Source organism: Haloarcula sp. H-hyl6 (genome assembly GCF_056934455.1).
Window position 1 is genome coordinate 160,244 of sequence record NZ_JBRIIK010000004.1, and the last position, 17,431, is coordinate 177,674.

At 57.4% G+C, this 17,431-nt stretch carries 14 protein-coding genes and 3 pseudogenes; 6 read left to right on the top strand and 11 right to left on the bottom strand.

Annotation, left to right across the window (positions count from 1 at the left end; genetic code table 11):
- Positions 1-5: 5 nt before the first annotated feature.
- On the bottom strand, positions 6-1,118 hold the full coding sequence (locus Hhyl6_RS21435) for an ABC transporter ATP-binding protein (protein ID WP_483741284.1): 1,113 nt from the start codon (positions 1,116-1,118) through the stop codon (positions 6-8).
- Positions 1,119-1,187: 69 nt separating this feature from the next.
- Positions 1,188-2,693: an amidase gene (locus Hhyl6_RS21440; RefSeq protein ID WP_483741285.1), complete on the bottom strand. Its 1,506-nt coding sequence runs from the start codon at positions 2,691-2,693 to the stop codon at positions 1,188-1,190.
- Positions 2,694-2,789: 96 nt separating this feature from the next.
- Between Hhyl6_RS21440 and Hhyl6_RS21445 the strand changes: the two genes are divergently transcribed.
- Positions 2,790-3,947 carry a Cdc6/Cdc18 family protein gene (locus tag Hhyl6_RS21445; protein ID WP_483741286.1) on the top strand — a complete coding sequence of 386 codons (1,158 nt, stop codon included), beginning with the start codon at positions 2,790-2,792 and terminating at the stop codon, positions 3,945-3,947.
- A gap of 672 nt (positions 3,948-4,619) precedes the next feature.
- Here Hhyl6_RS21445 and Hhyl6_RS21450 read toward each other — a convergent pair.
- The 3 genes and pseudogenes from Hhyl6_RS21450 to Hhyl6_RS21460 all read right to left on the bottom strand — a co-directional run.
- Positions 4,620-4,840: pseudogene (locus Hhyl6_RS21450) on the bottom strand (IS4 family transposase); the annotation flags it as partial.
- Between the two features lie 500 nt (positions 4,841-5,340).
- A complete protein-coding gene (locus Hhyl6_RS21455; protein WP_483741287.1) occupies positions 5,341-5,790 on the bottom strand; it encodes a hypothetical protein in 450 nt (149 codons plus the stop codon).
- A 232-nt stretch (positions 5,791-6,022) separates the two neighbouring features.
- Positions 6,023-6,669, bottom strand: a pseudogene (locus Hhyl6_RS21460) (biosurfactant protein 1); the annotation flags it as partial.
- Between the two features lie 136 nt (positions 6,670-6,805).
- Between Hhyl6_RS21460 and Hhyl6_RS21465 the strand changes: the two are divergent.
- Positions 6,806-7,357, top strand: a complete 552-nt coding sequence (locus Hhyl6_RS21465) for a DUF7342 family protein (protein WP_483741288.1) — start codon at positions 6,806-6,808, stop codon at positions 7,355-7,357.
- Between the two features lie 7 nt (positions 7,358-7,364).
- Here the strand turns inward: Hhyl6_RS21465 and Hhyl6_RS21470 are convergent, their stop codons facing one another.
- The 3 genes and pseudogenes from Hhyl6_RS21470 to Hhyl6_RS21480 form a co-directional block, all read right to left on the bottom strand.
- A complete protein-coding gene (locus tag Hhyl6_RS21470; protein WP_483741289.1) occupies positions 7,365-7,817 on the bottom strand; it encodes a toxin-antitoxin system TumE family protein in 453 nt (150 codons plus the stop codon).
- Positions 7,814-8,326 (bottom strand): winged helix-turn-helix domain-containing protein, encoded by a 513-nt coding sequence (locus Hhyl6_RS21475; RefSeq protein WP_483741290.1) that lies wholly within the window; start codon positions 8,324-8,326, stop codon positions 7,814-7,816. The genes Hhyl6_RS21470 and Hhyl6_RS21475 overlap by 4 nt, the downstream gene beginning before the upstream one ends.
- Positions 8,327-8,487: 161 nt before the next feature.
- Positions 8,488-8,625, bottom strand: a pseudogene (locus Hhyl6_RS21480) (zinc ribbon domain-containing protein); the annotation flags it as partial.
- A 268-nt stretch (positions 8,626-8,893) separates the two neighbouring features.
- Here Hhyl6_RS21480 and Hhyl6_RS21485 point away from each other — a divergent pair.
- From Hhyl6_RS21485 to Hhyl6_RS21500, 4 genes are all read left to right on the top strand, one after another.
- A complete protein-coding gene (locus Hhyl6_RS21485) occupies positions 8,894-10,168 on the top strand; it encodes an RNA-guided endonuclease TnpB family protein (protein ID WP_483741291.1) in 1,275 nt (424 codons plus the stop codon).
- 238 nt (positions 10,169-10,406) lie between these two features.
- Positions 10,407-11,225 carry a helix-turn-helix transcriptional regulator gene (locus tag Hhyl6_RS21490; RefSeq protein WP_483741292.1) on the top strand — a complete coding sequence of 273 codons (819 nt, stop codon included), beginning with the start codon at positions 10,407-10,409 and terminating at the stop codon, positions 11,223-11,225.
- A 310-nt stretch (positions 11,226-11,535) separates the two neighbouring features.
- Positions 11,536-12,069 carry an HTH domain-containing protein gene (locus Hhyl6_RS21495; protein ID WP_483741293.1) on the top strand — a complete coding sequence of 178 codons (534 nt, stop codon included), beginning with the start codon at positions 11,536-11,538 and terminating at the stop codon, positions 12,067-12,069.
- A gap of 296 nt (positions 12,070-12,365) precedes the next feature.
- The gene (locus Hhyl6_RS21500; protein WP_483741294.1) at positions 12,366-12,758 is read left to right on the top strand and encodes a DUF7344 domain-containing protein; all 393 of its coding nucleotides are present in this window, start codon (positions 12,366-12,368) and stop codon (positions 12,756-12,758) included.
- 15 nt (positions 12,759-12,773) lie between these two features.
- Here Hhyl6_RS21500 and Hhyl6_RS21505 read toward each other — a convergent pair whose 3' ends face one another.
- The 3 genes from Hhyl6_RS21505 to Hhyl6_RS21515 form a co-directional block, all read right to left on the bottom strand.
- Positions 12,774-15,944: a PAS domain S-box protein gene (locus Hhyl6_RS21505; protein WP_483741295.1), complete on the bottom strand. Its 3,171-nt coding sequence runs from the start codon at positions 15,942-15,944 to the stop codon at positions 12,774-12,776.
- A 196-nt stretch (positions 15,945-16,140) separates the two neighbouring features.
- Entirely contained in the window at positions 16,141-16,383 is a 243-nt protein-coding gene (locus tag Hhyl6_RS21510; RefSeq protein ID WP_483741296.1) for a HalOD1 output domain-containing protein, read from the bottom strand.
- Positions 16,384-16,442: 59 nt separating this feature from the next.
- Positions 16,443-17,111: a helix-turn-helix domain-containing protein gene (locus tag Hhyl6_RS21515; RefSeq protein ID WP_483741297.1), complete on the bottom strand. Its 669-nt coding sequence runs from the start codon at positions 17,109-17,111 to the stop codon at positions 16,443-16,445.
- Positions 17,112-17,431 lie beyond the last annotated feature (320 nt).

The following is a 17,431-nucleotide window of genomic DNA, read 5'->3' on the forward strand; positions in this document are numbered from 1 at the left end:
ATATGTTACACTTCGAGCTTCGTTCCGTCATCGCGGAAAAGCAATACGTCGTCGGTATCCCACTGGAGTCGAACGCGATCTCCCGTGGAGAGTTCGAGGCGGTCACCAACGTGGCGCTCAACGAAGAGAGACGTTTCCGAGACCGACACTGAGTAACGGACGGTCGACCCCTGATACAGGACATCTTCGACCATTCCCCTGACCGTGTGGCCGCCATCAGTTGCCGCCGCAGGTGTCGCCTGCTGATTATCTGGCGGCGAAAGCGCCAGGAATTCTGGGCGGAGCGAGAGGTGGAGTGTGTCGCCTGGGGCGAGATCCACATTTCCAGGGAGCGGGATCGAGACACCGAATTCGGTCTCAACCCTCAGCTCTCCGCCAGAGTTCGACACCTGGCCCTCGACGAAGTTCGTATCTCCGAGAAATTCCTCGGTGAAGCGGTTCGTCGGGTTCTGATAGACATCCATCGGATCGCCCACTTGGACGAGCTGGCCGTTGTTCATGATGCCGATCCGATCGGCGAGCGTGAAGGCCTCGTCCTGATTATGAGTGACGTAGATGAACGTCTTGTCGAACTCCTCGTGGATTTCCTTAAGATGGATCTCCATCTGTTCTCTGAGTCGCTTGTCGAGGTTCGAGAGCGGTTCGTCCAGAAGGAGCACTGAGGGATCAACAGCAAGAGATCGAGCAAGTGCGACCCGTTGTTTCTGTCCGCCCGAGAGATCGGTCGGATCGTGCGAGCCATAGCCACCCATCTCGACCCGTTCGAGGAGTTTCTCGGCTCGTTCGTGTCTTTCTTCGGTTCCGACGTCGCCCATCTTGAGCCCGAAGGCTACGTTTTCTCGGACGGATTTGTGCGGAAACAGCTCCCAGTTCTGGAAGACGATCGAAGTGTCCCGGTCATATGGCGGTACGTCGGTGATGTCTTCGCCACCGAGTCTGACTGTCCCCTCGGTCGGCATCTCTAGACCGCCGATCATCCGTAGCGTCGTGGACTTGCCACAGCCGCTCGGGCCGAGCAGACAGAGAAGCTCTCCATCCTTAACCGTCGTAGAGATGCCGCTTACGGCCTCTAAGCTGTCGTAGTGCTTGGTGATACCGTCGAGTTCTATCTGTGCCATCTGTTAATAATGTGCTACCGTTATGGTTGTTAAAAGTTTTCCCGCCATCCAGCACTATTCCTGTCGACGCTACGAACGGTGGCGTTCGTATGCGTCCGCGATCGATAGGATCGTTGATTCGTCGAATTTCGATCCCACCAACATCATCCCGATGGGGAGCCCATCAATCGTTCCACAGGGTACCGTGAGCGTGGGGTGGCCGGTAACAGCGAATGGGCACGTATTCTTGTTTGGAGGGAACGTTCGGATGATGCGCTCAATCCGGTCCAGTTCTGGATTCACTCCGAGCGGCTTCCCGGGCGTGGTCGGCATTATGAATGCGTCAACTTCGGCGAGGGCATCATCATAGCGTCGAACGATGGACCGGCCGACGTTTTTGGCTTTCCCGTAGAGGGCGTTATGCCGCTGATCGATATATTCCATCGCCAATAGCGTCGCCTTGACCATCGGCGGGAGCGTGTCTACAGCAGCTCGGCACTTCGAGAAGATACGTTTGAAGTCGGTATCGTACCAGCCGTCGTGTTGAGGGACCTGTCCTGCTTGTTTGAACACGTGTAGGCTCCCGTATCCCCAGATCAACCACGCGACGGCCGGGGCCCGGTTGTGAATCGGAACGGAAAGTCGCTTCACTTCGACTCCGAGGCTTTCCAGCAATTCGACGGCTGAGTCGACCGCATCGGTCACCGCGGCTTTGCTCTCAGGATGATCAAATCCCTCCTCAAGCAGAGCGACCGTCATCCCGGAGACGTCTCTCCCAAGAGCCTCAGTGTACGGTTCCGTTTCGAGATCTGAGGGCTGTCGAGAGTCTAATCCGTCCCGACCAGCAATTGCTTCGAGTGTGACCGCAACATCCCCTACACGCTGGGCCATTGGCCCGACATGGTCGATCGTCCGCTCAACGGGGAAGATGCCTGTATAGGGGACCAGGCCGGTCGTGGGGCGGAGACCGACGACGCCACAGTTCGCTGCCGGAACGCAGATGGATCCGCCCTGATCGCACCCTAGAGCGATGTCGATTTCGTCCGCAGCGAGCGCGGCCGCACAGCCACTCGAGGAGCCTCCGGCGAGATACGCTTCATCGGCGGGATTGCGAACTGCGCCGAAATCGGACAGATCACCGGACGACGAGAACCCGAAGCTATCCATATTGTTCTTCCCGAGAATCGTTGCACCTTCGTCGAGGAGGCGATGCACGACGGTCGCCGTGATGCTTGGGACATACCCTTCGAGGAGAGTCGACCCGCACGTCATCTCGACACCTGCAAGTGCGATATTGTCCTTGAGACCGAAGCGTGTGTCCGAAAGCAGTCCGTCGTCAGCCCCCGTCACCTCCGTCCGTGAAATCCACGCATTGTAGGGATCCTCATCCTCGGTGGGGCGGCGGCCCGAATCGGAGCGGGTGTACCGTCTCTCTTCAGGTGGAACCGCTGGCTCGGCCATTTCGCGGATTACATCGTAGTCCGCAAGCGTCGTCTCTATCAGGTGTGCGTAATCTTCCGCTTCGGCGGAGGTGACGCTCATCTCGAGATCTTCTGCGAGCGTCTCGATTGTTTCGGCGGTGGGATATTGTGCCATACCCATCGGTCTCCCCCAAGGCCCATTAATTCTGGGCGTGTCGGAAGTCTTCCCAAGACGCGATGGTTATTTGTACAGTCAGATGCATGAGGGCATATGTCCCTGTTCGACGCCAACACAGAAATTTACAGAAGACGGGATGGTCTTCCTACTGAGGAAGTCGACGCTGCGATCGAACGGAAACGAGAGTATGAGGATCTGAAAGCGGCACTACGACGAACTGTTACCGAAGGTGAAGAAATCACTTTCGCGGTCGGACCGGAGGGATCCGGGAAGACCACGCTCGTCCGCCGCGCACTTGACGAGATTGGCAACCGAACGAACTTTACAACCATCATTATCGACTGTGCGTCGGCGGGGACGCTCTATCGGACACTCGTTCGGGCGGTCAATGAGTTTCGGTCCGACGAGAATGCCCTCTCGGAAACTGGGTACACGTTCGATCACGTCCGAACGACGCTCGGGGAGGAAATTGAGTCGCGAGCTGAGCCGACGGTCCTGGTATTCGACGGTATTGATGCACTCGACAGCGTCGACGCACTCGGGGAATTGGCCTGCCAGAATAATTCAGGTGTCGTCGTGATCGCAGACGACGCGAAGATGCCGGACCAACTCGCCGGGAACGAATTGCCGTCCCGATCGGTGGTAGAATTTCATCAGTACACTATGGCTGAACTCCGAAGCCTACTTGAGGAGTGGACTGAGACTTCGCTCTCGAATCGGACGATTGCGTCGGAAGTAATTCCCCTCTGTGCCGCATACGGTAGCGAACGAAATGGTGACGCACAGTATGCCCTCCGATTGCTCCGTGAAGGTGCCGCCATAGCGAATAATGAACGTGCAGACCGGATCCGTGGCCGTCACGTTCAGGCGGCTAAGGAATCGACTGAGCGCATGGAGATTGACGAACGTATCAGCGAGCTCGACGAACAGAGCCATTTGGTGCTGTACTCGCTACTCGAACTGAGCGCTGCAGGGGAACTTCCTGCTAGAACTGCGCGCGTATACGACGAATATTCGTCGACACTCAGTAGTACGGCAGATCTTGAAGCGGAACCGCGAAGCAAACGCCGCATTCAACAGCGGCTGAACGAGCTAATCGATACCGAACTCGTAGAATACACCGCTTACAACGAGGGACGTGGTAGCGGGGCCTACCGCGAGTACGATCTCGTCCGAGACCGCGAGATTCTCGAATCAGTGCTAGCCGATAAGTTGCAAACTAGCAGTCAATCAGTCTCAAGTTTGTTTTGATAGTGGCCATCGCACATCCTGATAGACTCCCCCTCGCGGTGTGGGGTTCTCTGAACAATGATAGGGGTCTCTCTGAGGGCGCCTACTCCGGTCAGCACGCATAGTGCCGGAGTTGAACCATCCCGTCAGCTGTTCTCTCATCATGATTCAGATATTGCCATAAACGGTCCTAACAGCGGTAAACCAATGACTGGTGTTTCGTCATCTGTTATATCTAGTCGGATGGTTTGATCTCCGGTCACCATCAGACTGATATAGGTCTTGATATCCTGTATCTATAGGAGGGAAAGTAGATAACATAAGTACGTATGTTATGGAATGGGTTTCGAACATAGCTTTTCCGTTCTATACGGATCTGAACGTTTGTGACGGGTTAGTGGTTGATCGCCGGAGAACAAACCAATCAGCGAAGATATAACAGGAGAAGTGAGATTAGTCAGCATGCAAAATATCATGTAAAGCAAGTTGTTGATTTTCAGAGAGCGGCATGGAGAACTTATTTCAGCGTTTCGTCACCAGATGTTCTGAAGATTCACAGCGGAGTTGGCAGGTGCAAGTTACGGCGTGACCTTGTTTTTGAAGATGGTGCGGTGTGGTTCTCGCAGTCGTTACCGTGTATCTCGCCATCAGCGCATTCACAGTCACCATGGACGACGTATCATTCGTCATTAGCTAAGACTCACACCCCGGTTGCGTAGCGGTAGCGAGCGTCTGCTTTAAGATTGGTCGTTGCTGATGAATCTTCTGTGCATATTCGATCAGCGTCCCGACAGCGACGGTGGCGAATTGCCGAGGTACTCGCTGAATTCGTGGTAAGTGAACTGGGCATCCGACCGGACCGTAGCCGCCCAGCGCCCCGACGGAAATACGATCTCACTGTCGGTTTGTTTCGTTCTCGTGCTCAATGCCCATCTGCAGGTTGATATTCATCTGGTAGAAAGGTACAGGGGCGGACACTTACAAAAATACATCTTGGTGAAGATGACTGAATAAGTTCTCTATCTATCGTTGTCCGATATAGATCCCTATTCTGATTAATGAATCTATCTTCTAAGTATATAGCAAGAAATACATTTGACAGGCCAAAGATTAGTAGCAAATAAATATATAATCCATCAAATAGTGTTTTTCGGTAAACTATGTCCAGTGAGTCATCCTTGTGGCCGTGCCAGTCGACTGTCTCCGTAAACAAAGCAGTAGTCTGGTCGAAATAGCCCAATCATTCAACAACTCGGTCTGAGTTCGAGAGTTCTGTAGCCAATTCCGTCGATGAGTACAACGAGCATATGGACGCGATGCTCGACACCCTGGCCTAGGAGAACCTCAACCGCATCTGGATCGACCATGTCGAAGGGATCAGAAAACAAATCGATAGCGGAGTGTGAAACGACGGTCAGGCGTCGACTGTGTGCGTCGCGATGTTGTTGTGGACTCCGGCTCGTTCGGCTATCTCGGTATGAGTGGCGAGCCAGTCTCGCGCTTCCGTCTGCGCGTCGGTGATAGCCCCAGCGTCCCAATGACTGTCTGCAACCCACTCCTCACCGTCGGTGATGACCGTCCCCCAGGCTTCGGCGACCACCTCGAGCGCACGTTGTCGGGCGACCCAGTCGAACCGACCCCATGTTTCGTCGAGTTTCGCTGCGAACGCATCGTCACCACGACCAGCAAGTGCTTCGTCAGCGGCCGTGGCGGCATCGCAGAATCGTGCCAAGTCCGTGTCTTCGTCGACAGTCTCCCACATCGTGTTGTGGACCGCAGCGGCGTCGAACTCGCAGGCGAACGATTCAGCGAACTCGGACTGGCGCTGTGGTGACGTGCGAGAGCGGTGTCGTGATATCAGCACTCCTCCAGCGAATTTTCAGCAAGCGAGTCAACGTCGAACGTCTGGAGATGCGAGCGCAGACGGGCATAGGGTCCATCGCCAGTACTGGTGACGCAGTACCGGTTCGGACGGGCCGCCTGTGGATCGCCGCCGGCGTCGACCCACGCTTCGAGCGTGAATTCCTGGGCCTCCATCCTCCCGTCGCTGGTCTGGAACACCGCTGCAACGACTGGTGTCCCGTGGTTCTTCGCGTGGTAGGCGACGTCGAGGACCGCGTCGAGACGCGACGCGTCGCGGATGCCGTCCCCACGCTGGTCGTAGAGCCGCGCCGGGGCCTGCTCCTGACGCTCCGACGCTCCCTGCCCGTGCCACTCAGTCTGGTCACGGGCGGCACGGAGAAGCCGCTCTCCCTCCTCTGACGACACCTGTACCGCATCGGGAAGTGAGGGCCATTGATCGGCCAGCTGGCGCGCCGGCGCCTCGTTGAGGCCGTAGATGAGCGTGTAGTCGTCGACGGCCGGCTCCGCCTCGTTGGCAGCGAGGCGGTTCGCCGCGGCGCCGCCCTTCTCGACGGCGCCGTAGAACGTGGTCGAATCGACGATCAGGTGGACGATGCCGAGGAACGTCGTCGACGCTGTCTCGTTCGTGCTAGTAGCGTCACTCCCGAGATGGTTGGTGAGACAGAACCGGCATTTCGTCTGCCCGTCTGGGACTGACGCCCCACAGGACCGGCACTCGCCGTCGGTTACCGTCGGCGCAGCAGGGGTAACCACCCGTGCTCGTCGCGACGCGTTGCCGTCGGGGGTTACCTTCACACCCGTCGTCCAGCCTCGTGTCCGGAATGTGGGACGCCTCGCCGGTCGGCCGCAGTTCTGCAAAGTCAGTATCTCGGTTGTGCATCGGTTGGCTCATAGTTTCCGTCGGTTTCGTATTTCAACGTCTGGACGCCCTCGCTCGCAATATCTTCTTGATTATGCTAGATAGTACAAATATATATGAGAAGTTAGCGCTAACACAGTCGCAAGAGGTGCCAAGCATGTCCGAGTCTCCGCGAGATGGGGTCCAATCGTGGTCTGAGTCGATGAGTGCCCGCGACCGTATTCGGGCGGTCGCCGAGACGCTTCACGAACCGCGGTCGGTCAACTGGATCAGCGAGCAGGCCGACGCTGCCTGGAGTACGACCAACGAGGAACTCCAGGATCTCGTCGACCAGGGGCAGCTGCGTCGCGTCGAGGCCGGCGAGACCACGCGCTATCAGCCGGACTATACGCGACTGCTCTTCAAGGAAATTCGCACGCTCATCGAGGAGAACACACGCGAGGAGTTGCGGAACGAATTGGCGGCGATCACCGAGGAGATCGAAGAGTGGCAGGCGACCTACGACGTCGAGACGTGGGAGGAGCTCGAACAGTCGCTCGCCGACGGCGACCTCAGAAGTGACGAACTTCAGGAGCGCCGTGACGTGATTACGTGCTGGGAGGAGAACCTGGAAGACCGCCGCCTCATCAAGCATGCGTTGGCGCTCTACGCGGACGTCGAAGCCGCTCGCGAACAGATGATCGACCTGGCTGACCGCACCATGCGCTAATGCCGCCTTAGGGAGGGTTTGATGCGCTATTCAGCTGGTCGACGGTGTCGTTCTCGTACGCTGCCCGCCACATCGTATGGACGGCACGCGTGACGAGTGAGACCTCGGTCACGTCGATACAGGACGGTTCGGCGGCCGTCGTCGCGGCCTCGGGCGGCGGGTGGAAATGGATCTCGGGGGAGTGTGTATTCGGGTGGCGATCGAAGCGCCAATTGACGTCGTCGCTATCGACGTAATGGAACGAGTACATCCCCAATTCGCTCCACTGGATATCGAGCCGAGCGCTCTCGGCGTCGGCCAACCCATCGCTGAGACTGATCTGCAGTTCCGTAGGGGCGACGACGTCGTCGTACGCCGTTTCGTCGACGAGCGGCTCGAGTTCGAGCCACAGGTCACGAATCCGCTGGAGCGCCGGCAGATAGATCGGCCCGAACTCGCCGGCACGGTCGTCGTCGTTCATACCGCGAGCTGGTGGCTGGCCTCGTCGTAGGCGAGTGCGGCTTGGGCGACGGCGAGATTCTGCCGCGTCGTCCGCCACGTCGTCAGGTCGTCCCAGCCCTCCGTCTCGTCGGCGTCGAGTTGCTGGGCGAGTTCCTCCGGCGACACCACGTCGTACCGGTCTTCGTAGCGCCGGATCTTGGCCTTCATCTCCTGGATGCTGTCGAGTAACTCCGGCCGATCGACTTCCTCACGCAGCTCGCGGATCCGGGACATCAGAATCCGGTCGCTGTTGCGCTTGTACAGCGTCGTTTGCCCGTCCTGTTCCGTCTCGGCGAACCCGGTATTCACGAGCGTGTTGCAGTGGCGGCGCGCCGTCGGCTCACTCACGAGCGCCCGCTCGGCGATTTCGGCCGCCGACTGCCCGTCGTGGGTTTGTTCGACGATTTCGTACACCCGCTCGAACGGAGTGGTGTCGTCTTTCCAGTCCGCCTTGACCTGTTCGTTGACGTCGTCCCACGTCTCGGTCATACTGGGTGCTACGCGGTCGAAGAACAAATAGTTCCCTGAGAAAATTATCTAACGGCAGTACTTGTAGGCGAGCGTTGTCAGGCGACCTGTTCCGCTAACGTCTCGTAATGCGTCCGGACGGTCGTTGGCGTGACGTTCCCTGTCTCCGCGACGGCACGTCGTGTAAACCCACAGTGAGAACACCGCTGACTCGTGTACGCCGGGTTCACCGTGTCCACGAACAACGGCGTGGATTCGACCTTGTACTCAACGAGTTCCACGAACTTCGCGTAGGCCCACTGTTGGAACTTCGACCCATCTTCCCTCAAGGAGGGAATCCCGGCCTTCAGGCCGGGAGGGAATCCGACAACTGCTGAACTAACCGCGTTCTGATACTCTGCCTGAATGCCGACCGCTATCTTTAACTTACGTTGGAACTTACGCTTTTGCGGATGAGAGCAGACTTCGATATGGAACGAGGTGGGCCACTTCACGAAGCCGTGAAGGAGTATGCCCGCGACCACGGGATACGCCACTCACGAGCATATCCCGAACTCCTCCGCAAAGCACTCGAATCCGAAGGCTACGATGTCAACGACTCAGACGGCAAATAAGACGCTGGAAGCCACGCTCGCACCACCGACACGGTGCAAAGAGCACCGCCTCCAGCAAACGCTGTCCGAATACCGAGACGCACTCGAAGACGCCTTCGAGCAAGACTGTACGACGATGAGCGCCACGAACGACGTGGTGACGCCGTACAACCTGCCGTACCAAGCGAAAGACGCCCTCAAATCCTACGTCCCGAAACTCCACAAGACGTACAACGCGAAAGAGTTGGATGACGAACACCCGCTCCGATTCGTGAATCGAGCCGGGAAATTCGACCGTGAATCCTCGCGTGAGTACGAAATCTGTTGGAACGTTCCACAACCCGGTCGCGGAACCAACTTCTGGATACCACTCCGGCTGAACCCCGAACAAGAGGGACTGTGGGGTGAGATGCTCGATGACGAGTCGAGTACGGAAGTGGGCGAACTTCGCTTGCAGAAGCATCGAACGACGTGGACACTTCACGTCACCGTCGAATACGAAATCGAGGACACATCTGAACTGCCCGAGAACCCAACTCGGGTGGGATTCGATATTGGCGAGTCAATGTTGGTCACGGGCTGTGCCCTCCAACACGACACTCCCACCAAGCCACTTCTCATCAACGGGAGGGAAGCCAAGCGAATCCGCAAAGAGATGTTCACGACCCTGAAACGCCTGCAAGAGCGAGACGCTTCCGAGTGGCGCGTCGAAGAGCGATTCTCGTACTACCAGAACCGACTCACGGACATCATCGAGAAGGCGTCTCGTGAGTCCGTGGAGTACGCTAAGCAGTTCGAGAACCCCGTCATCGTGATGGAGGACTTGGCGTACATCCGAGAGTCGCTGGACTACGGGAAGTACATGAACCGACGCCTGCACTCGTGGGCGTTCGCTCGGTTGCAGGGACGCATCGAGGACAAGGCGAAGGACGCCGGTATTCTGGTTCGGTACGTTCACCCGCAGTACACCTCGAAGACGTGTCATGCGTGCAAGCACATCGGGTATCGGCTTCGGCAATCCGAGTTCAAGTGTACGAACCCTGAGTGCCACGTCTCGACGTTTCAAGCGGATATTAACGCGAGTGCGAACATCGCACGTCGCGTAGACCCGTGGGGAGAGAGTCTACCAGTGAAACAGGTAGGCGATGACTCGCCACAGGACGGGAGCGGTTGTGACACCGCCACGACTCAGTGTGAGCAGAGCGAGACACCCTCGCAGATGACACTCACACCGTTTCAAGAGTCGGAACCCACTGCCAGCGACGACTGACTGGCATTCCCACCGTGTGGGAAGCCCCGCCGTTTACGGCGGGGAGGATGTCACCGCAATATCCTCTTGGCGGCGAGAGATGATGATGATATTTCATGCAGATCTTACGAGCTGTGTGGAGATTTCACCTAGAGAGCAGTCCCCGTGGAGACCGCCGTAACAACGAGATGCCCACACTCATGCTTGAGATTCCCTTTCCCAACCGAACAGCTATACTCGATCAATGCTAACGTTCCTCATGACTGCAGTACTCGACGACATCCGGTTTCTCGCGGACTCGGACCACCGAGCAGTGGTGCTTGACGCCCTCGCTGATGGTCCACGGTCAAGGGGGGAGCTCCGGGATCTGACAGGAGCCTCCTCGGCCACCGTCGGCCGGATCGTCCAAGCGTTCGAGGAACGAGGGTGGCTCGTGCGCGAGGGCTCCCGGTACGAGCTAACGGCGCTTGGGGCATTCGTCGCGAGGTCGTTCGCGGAGCTACATGGTGAGATGGAACTCGCTCAGGAGCTAGAGGGATTGCTCCGATACGTCCCACTGGAGACGATCGGAATCGAGGTCGACCAATTGCGGAACGCAAACGTCACTCGCGTGAGCCAGGCCAATCCGTTTGCGGTCGTCTCCCGCGTCCGGGAACTGGAGTTCGGCTCCAGGGACGCACAGAGTCTCACCGACTTCTTCCCCGAACCGTGTATCGACGGGCGGTACGAGTCGGTCGTCCGGGGCTCTCAGACGTTCGAGGCGGTGTTCGCACCCGTCGTGTTCGAGGCCGCAATGGCGTCGGACGCCGCTGAAAAGTTCGAAGCCTTGGTCGCCTCGGACCGCTCCGAGATCTACGTCTACGACGGGGAGATCGAGTACCCCGTGATGAGCCACGACGGGGTCGGCTGTCTCGTCGTCCGAAACGAGGAAAACATCTCGATCGGGATGATTGAAACCGACGAAGAAACGTTCCTGGGGTGGGTGACAGACGTATTCGAGCGCTCCCGCGCCAAGGCAACCCCACTCGAAGTCCATGACCTCTCCACGCCATTGGAGGAGGTCCTCGCCCGCCCTTGAACCGAATTCATCTGAGATTTCACAGGTTGTACAAGGCGAATGCCCCGAGGCGATTCACCACCTTTCCACTCCCGATTTGCAGAGGATTCTAGATGGCTCTAGGTTACCTTTCTACCCGCTAACCATCAGGAACAAATGTACATGTCAAACGCGATGCGAGTTGCTGAACCACCAGACAATCCGGAGAGAGGGTCCCACGGGAGTCAGTCGGCGGACCGACGTCAGCGGGCGGGAACAATCGACACAAGCGACTGTCAACTGCGGATTCCAGCAGGACAGACAGGACCAGACTATCACTACGGAGGTGACCATGACGAGTTCTAGTGAGAACCAGCCGAACGGAATCGAGACGGAGCCACAAGAACAGTCAAACCATATCGAGACGGGGACTCACGCCGAACTCTGGATACGAGCGGAGACGCCATACTGTGTCCACGACGCTCAGGAGAGAACGTACGAGCGATTACAGTCCCTACAGGAAGCCGGTCGCATCGCGTCGGTGGCCAGTCATCTGTGGTCCCCCATCGAGATGACGCCCGAGAAGATGCATCAAGAACACACGGCAGTCGCTCGTGAACGAGTATCCGAATTCGAGGCGTGGGCAAACGAACACGGCTATTCGCTTCGCCCGGGGTTCAAGACACGTACCATTAGTTCGATGTTTGCTGACGAGGAACGAGGAGTACTGGTCCTTCCGATGCTGTGTCTCGCAGTTTACGAACACGACGAGCTTGCGACCGTCTTTCCGTACACTGACGGCGAGTGTGTCTACACAGTCGGCGACGGCCTCAGCCGGCTTGAAGCAGCGGCCGAAGACCCCACTTCTGGGGGCGTGACAGCATGATTAGAGCCACCGCTGGCGGGCCACAGAGCGAACGTGACAGCCGGTCACTGCCCGCCTGGACTGCCACCTGCCCCATGATGGGTGATCAAGATGAGTAATCGTGATTCTCTCTCACCACGGGTTCGGATCGTCGAAGCGGCACACCATCTGCACGCGGCCCAATCGGCACTAAGCGACGAGGACGACGAACTAGCTGATTTGGTGGCCGAGATCTGTCGTGAAGTCGATACCGTTGGCAAGATGGTAGAAGCGACACAGGAAGACACGTCAGATCAGTGGCGACGACACGAGTCGAGATGACGTCTCCACAGATACCGAATGGTGCTGGGGTACAATCGCTTACGGCAAAGGAAATACACGACCTACTGTCGGCACGTTACCGGCGGTATACGCTGTACAGTCTCTCAGTGTTTACACCCCCGGTGACACTGGCTCGGGTTGCAGACTTCGTCACGGAATGGGAGTTCGGTGTGGCTGCCGACGACCTCCCGGACGAGCGTCTCGAGATCTATATGGCATTGTACCACGACCATCTTCCGAATCTGGTTGATGCCGGCGTCGTCAGGTACACTCAGGAGGCAGACACACTCGATCCCGGTCGAAAAATGGCACAACTACAGACCGAACTCACCAACCAGATGGACCAAGAACTCGCAGAGAGACACGAGCAGCTATTTATGAGTCTCTGAGCGGCAACAGGGATTTCACCCGTCTAAAAGGGCAGTAACCACTGTATCGTGTGCCTTCCGGAGCCGATAGTGCACCGCTGGCGAAGAGATGTCGAACGTGTCGGCGAGTTCTTCTACTGTCGTGTCGCGTGGCCACCGGTAATATCCCCGTGCGTAAGCAGCCTTGAGCGTGGCCTCCTGTTTCGGTGTCAGCAGCTCGTTGACCTCCTCTCGCATGGCGGTTACAGTCTTCGTCGGCCGGTCGACGTGCTGTTTCCTGACGACCTCGATCGTGGGCACAATCTCACGGAGATCTGTCAGGAGGGGGCCGACCGCCACCCCCGGTGGCAGTTCAACACTGAGCGAGATGTCACCGTCATCTGCACGCGCTCTCGTCAGGGACGCGCCATAGTCGGTGAGGACATCGAGCGGCAGTCGAGGTGTCTTCTCGAGATGGGCCTCGATAAGTGCTGGGTCGCCGTTGGTTGCGGGACGGACCACGCTACTATCGAAGACCAGTTGGCCGTCCTCAAGGTAGTCACAAACCTGTGCTGGAGCAGCTCCCAGCACTGTGAGATAATAGATGTAGCCACCGTCGCCGGTCGGAACGCGCCGTTCGAGGTCGAGTTCGCATTCCAGCTCGGCCGATACGTCAGCGAAGTCGATATCGGCGTCGGAAATCTGGAAATCGAGAGCGATAGCGGTCTCGGCTGTAAGCGAGCGTTGGCTGTGCACTCGCTGAATGGCGAGTGCGATATTCCGTCCAAGATCGGCGAGGACTGCCTGCTCGGCCTCGCTGATCGTGTGGTCCTGTGGCGTGTAGACGACCAGCACGCCGTACATTGTTTCATCGGTGGCGATGGGGACCGCCGCAAGCGTATGATGACCGTTCTCGAGCGCTATGTGTCGTCGGGAGTCCGGGAAGTGCTCTGCAGTGGCAATATCGTCGACGGTCTGCAGCTCACCCGTGTTGAGGGCGACGGATGCGGGTCCTGGCTCACCGCCTGAAATCCCGCGGAGATAGGCGTCGTCGACGCCGGCGCTCGCCTGTGGGACCACGACTGCGCTGTTTGTTTCCGATTGGCTCCGTGTTCCGATCCAGACCGTCTGATACAGGTCGGTATCGGTGAGACGGTCACAGACGGCCGTTTCGATGTCCTCTCGCGTGGTCGTGTTCTGGAGTGCCTGTGTGAGGTTCCGAACGAGCGTATTGAGCCGCTTGAGCTGGGTGAGGTCGTCCCGTTGCTGTGCGAGCGTTTGTTCGCGCGTTTTTCGGTCGGTGATGTCTGTGGCTGTGCCAAACCACTCGACAATCTCGCCGTCGTCGTCCAGAATCGGCACTGCCCGCGAGTGTGTCCAGCCCCGGGTGCCATCCACTTGGACCACCTGGTGTTCCAGTTCGAACCGGCTCGTGGTCTCGATAGCCTCTTCGATGGCCGCCGTTACTCGTCGCCGTTCGTCCGGTGGAATGTACTCCTCCAGCCACGTCTGCCGGGGGTCGTCCGTATCAACGATGAACTCCTGGCCATCCAGGTACAACATTTCGGACCAATCTGAATTCATTCGATAGACGACATCCGAGGTCGCCGTGACGAACGCATCCAGTCGCTCTTGCTTCTCACGTATCGCCTCTTGGGCTTCCTTGCGCTCGGTGATTTCCTGTGAGATGACGCTGAGCCCTCCCTCATCAGGATATGCCTGTAGTTCTACCCAGTAGTCGTCTGGCTCATAATGGAACTCACACGATGTCGGTTCCTGTGATTCCATGGCTTTCCGGAGCGTCTCCTCGTAGACGGTCCCCTCGAGCTCGCCATACACGTCCCAGAAATTCTCGCCGAGGATATCTGCCGCCGGCATATCGCCACGGTCCGCAACCGTGTCGTTCCAGTAGGTGACGTTCCAGTCTGCATCAAAGGCGTAGTAGGCGTCAGTAATCCGCTCGGTCAGCTGCCGGTACTTTTGTTCACGCTTTTTCTGTTCAGTGATGTCACTAGCGATACCGACGATAGCCCGCAGTGTCCCGTTCTCGTCGTAGATGCCAGACGCTCGGTCGTGGATCCAGCGAGTCTCACCGTCTGGCTGGATGATACGGTATGTCTCTTCGTAGGCATCGGGCTCGGTCTGCTGGGCTTCGAGTGCGTCTTGCACTCGGTCACGATCGTCAGGATGGATGGCATCGACGAACGACGTAGCATCGGTTTCCAGTGTTTTGGGCGGTCGGCCCCAGACGTCTTCGTACGAGTCACTGACAAACTCTACCTCGTCTTTCTCTGGGTTGCTGATCCAGATGACGTCAGAGATGGTTGTCTTAATCTGTTGGAGCTGTTCCTCGCGTTCCCTGCGTTCGAGTTCGTGGCCCACCCAATTGCTGAGACACTCTACAAACGTCACGGCCCAGTCGGGGAACGCCTCGGCACGTGGGTCCATGCTATAGAAACAAAAGGTCCCATACACCTCTCCGTGTACAGTGACGGGTGCTCCGAGGTAACTCTCGATTCCCCACTCAGGATCCACTAACTCAGGGGCTTGGGATTCGACGTCCCTGTGGACGAGTGTTCGGTTTCGCTTGACGACACGCTCGCAATTTGGCAACTCCGCTAACGGGACTATTGTGCCCTGCAGATCGGCAGGTGCTGGTGCAGCGACCGACTCGAATACGTATTGGTCGTCTTGTACGCGTGAGAGGGTTGCATACTCGATTCCGATGGCGTTACGCCCGAGTTCTAAGAGCGTCGTAATTTTGTCATCGAACGAGCGGTCGGGCGCAGTGCTGATTTCGCACGCCTCATGCAAAACCCGTTGACCGTCCTTTCGGGTGGTGATCTCGCGATGAGTGATGGTAATGTACGTTGCTCCATCGTGCCTGGTAGTGGTCGCGTGCGTGACGAACCATCGTGGTCCGTCAGCGGACTCGTAGACGAACTCAATTTCGACCTGTTCACGGGATCCTTGCAACAGTTTCCGGACCCCAGCGGCCACGCGGTTTGCGGACGTCGCTTCAGCAGCCTCCAACACTGTCAGATAGTCTGTACCGACGTCAACAGGATGCAACCAACTCTCGGTCGTTTCGGCACCGTTCTGCCACGCGGAGTTCGTCGCAAGGATCGTTCCGTCGGCGTCAAGGATAGCGGCGCTATTCGGGACCAGCTCAATAGCAGAAACCAAAAATTGTCGCTCAGGACCTCCATTCGGGAGGTTCGAAACCATATCAGTGTCAGATGCTACGACAACTTAATCTGCTCGAATTAGAATAATGACATAAAATCACACGAATAGGTGCCGATGGGCTTCGTCCAAAACCCAGAGCGGGATACAGCACCAAGCCTGCGACACGGCAGTGGAGATTGTTTTATCAGTGAAGGTTCCGTCGAAATATATATTTCAGAGAGTTCTTCAACCACTATTACGGTGGGTAGGAGGTCTCTGAGGCTACTTCGACGTTGTGTTCGTGATCGACAGTCACGCGGTAGCCGAGGTACTCAAAGGTAATTCGTCCGGAATCACCGCGAAACAAGTTCGCGAGTGCATCTGGGTTAATCACAGTATAGACCGGTTCCCTTAATTCCTCTGGGTCAACGTTCTCACGTTTAGCAACAGCAGTGATAATTTCGGAACATATCCTGTCATTGGTTTGTGCCGCCGCCATGATAGAATATCTATTCTACTCCAAGAGCCAAACTGTACCCGTTCCGATGAGAACATCATTTATATGTCACTGTCGTCCCATGCCTGTTCGGCTGGGTCAACGAGTGACGACGAAATGAGATTGTGGATCCCCCTGCTGAGCCGCTTCGATACCGCCCGGCCGGTAATTCCGAGTTGTTCACCGAGATCTTCCTGCGTCACTTGCTTCGGTTGATCGTAATAGCCCATCTCGTACGCCACAATGAGTGCCTGACGTTGCTCGGGGGTCAATCCGTGATTCCCACCTCCGTCATCAGCAAAGTTGGAAATACGCCGGAGTTCAACTGGAATGCCCTGATCGGCGAAGAGCTGCTGAAACTCCTGCAAGCGTTCTCGTTCCTCGGCAGTCACCCGAAAGACCCACTCGTTGACAGTCCCCTCCGCGCTGAGGATTGTCGCACGAAGCGTCTTAATACCCTCAATGACCGGTATCTCCGGGACCCATGTTGCTCTATAGAGAACGGTGCTATCCAGTTCGACGAGTTCTTGCACATCAGTGATCCCGTCCTCCTGCAACAACTGGTCGGCAAACCGATCACTCTCGACGCCTGTCACCCAGAAGATTGGATGAAGGGATTCCTCAGACGGAATAATCCGCTCGAGCCTGATGGTCGTAGATGGGAGGGCTTTGAGAGTTTCTCCGGCCGGCACTGCCTCCGTCGGGATGACGAACTCTGCAATGATGGTCATGCGACTAATTGAAATTCTGCCACGAAACTATCCTGGTGGGAGTGAACGACCTCTCCTTACTTCGCTTGGGGCTACTCGCCTCTCGCTAGCTGCGGGCAGGGCTTCCTGTATCTGCGTCGGCACGTGTACCTGATCTGGGCACAGCGGTTCCAGGCTTCGCGGGCGATTTCCCTTGACGGGCGGTTCGGCGTGTCCAACTCCACCCGATTGGATCTTCATCCACACCCGCCGATGCACGCTTCTTGTTGCGCTTGAACACCGTCGACGACGTGACAGCATCGCCCGACCGGTTCGGCTGCGTGGGTAGTAAGTGTGCCGAC

Bases quoted from the DNA above. Each gene is read 5' to 3' on its own strand.
- Hhyl6_RS21435 (WP_483741284.1), bottom strand. From the start codon at position 1,118: ATGGCACAGATAGAACTCGACGGTATCACCAAGCACTACGACAGCTTA.
- Hhyl6_RS21440 (WP_483741285.1), bottom strand. From the start codon at position 2,693: ATGGCACAATATCCCACCGCCGAAACAATCGAGACGCTCGCAGAAGAT.
- Hhyl6_RS21445 (WP_483741286.1), top strand. From the start codon at position 2,790: ATGTCCCTGTTCGACGCCAACACAGAAATTTACAGAAGACGGGATGGT.
- Hhyl6_RS21465 (WP_483741288.1), top strand. From the start codon at position 6,806: ATGTCCGAGTCTCCGCGAGATGGGGTCCAATCGTGGTCTGAGTCGATG.
- Hhyl6_RS21470 (WP_483741289.1), bottom strand. From the start codon at position 7,817: ATGAACGACGACGACCGTGCCGGCGAGTTCGGGCCGATCTATCTGCCG.
- Hhyl6_RS21475 (WP_483741290.1), bottom strand. From the start codon at position 8,326: ATGACCGAGACGTGGGACGACGTCAACGAACAGGTCAAGGCGGACTGG.
- Hhyl6_RS21485 (WP_483741291.1), top strand. From the start codon at position 8,894: ATGTCAACGACTCAGACGGCAAATAAGACGCTGGAAGCCACGCTCGCA.
- Hhyl6_RS21490 (WP_483741292.1), top strand. From the start codon at position 10,407: ATGACTGCAGTACTCGACGACATCCGGTTTCTCGCGGACTCGGACCAC.
- Hhyl6_RS21495 (WP_483741293.1), top strand. From the start codon at position 11,536: ATGACGAGTTCTAGTGAGAACCAGCCGAACGGAATCGAGACGGAGCCA.
- Hhyl6_RS21500 (WP_483741294.1), top strand. From the start codon at position 12,366: ATGACGTCTCCACAGATACCGAATGGTGCTGGGGTACAATCGCTTACG.
- Hhyl6_RS21505 (WP_483741295.1), bottom strand. From the start codon at position 15,944: ATGGTTTCGAACCTCCCGAATGGAGGTCCTGAGCGACAATTTTTGGTT.
- Hhyl6_RS21510 (WP_483741296.1), bottom strand. From the start codon at position 16,383: ATGGCGGCGGCACAAACCAATGACAGGATATGTTCCGAAATTATCACT.
- Hhyl6_RS21515 (WP_483741297.1), bottom strand. From the start codon at position 17,111: ATGACCATCATTGCAGAGTTCGTCATCCCGACGGAGGCAGTGCCGGCC.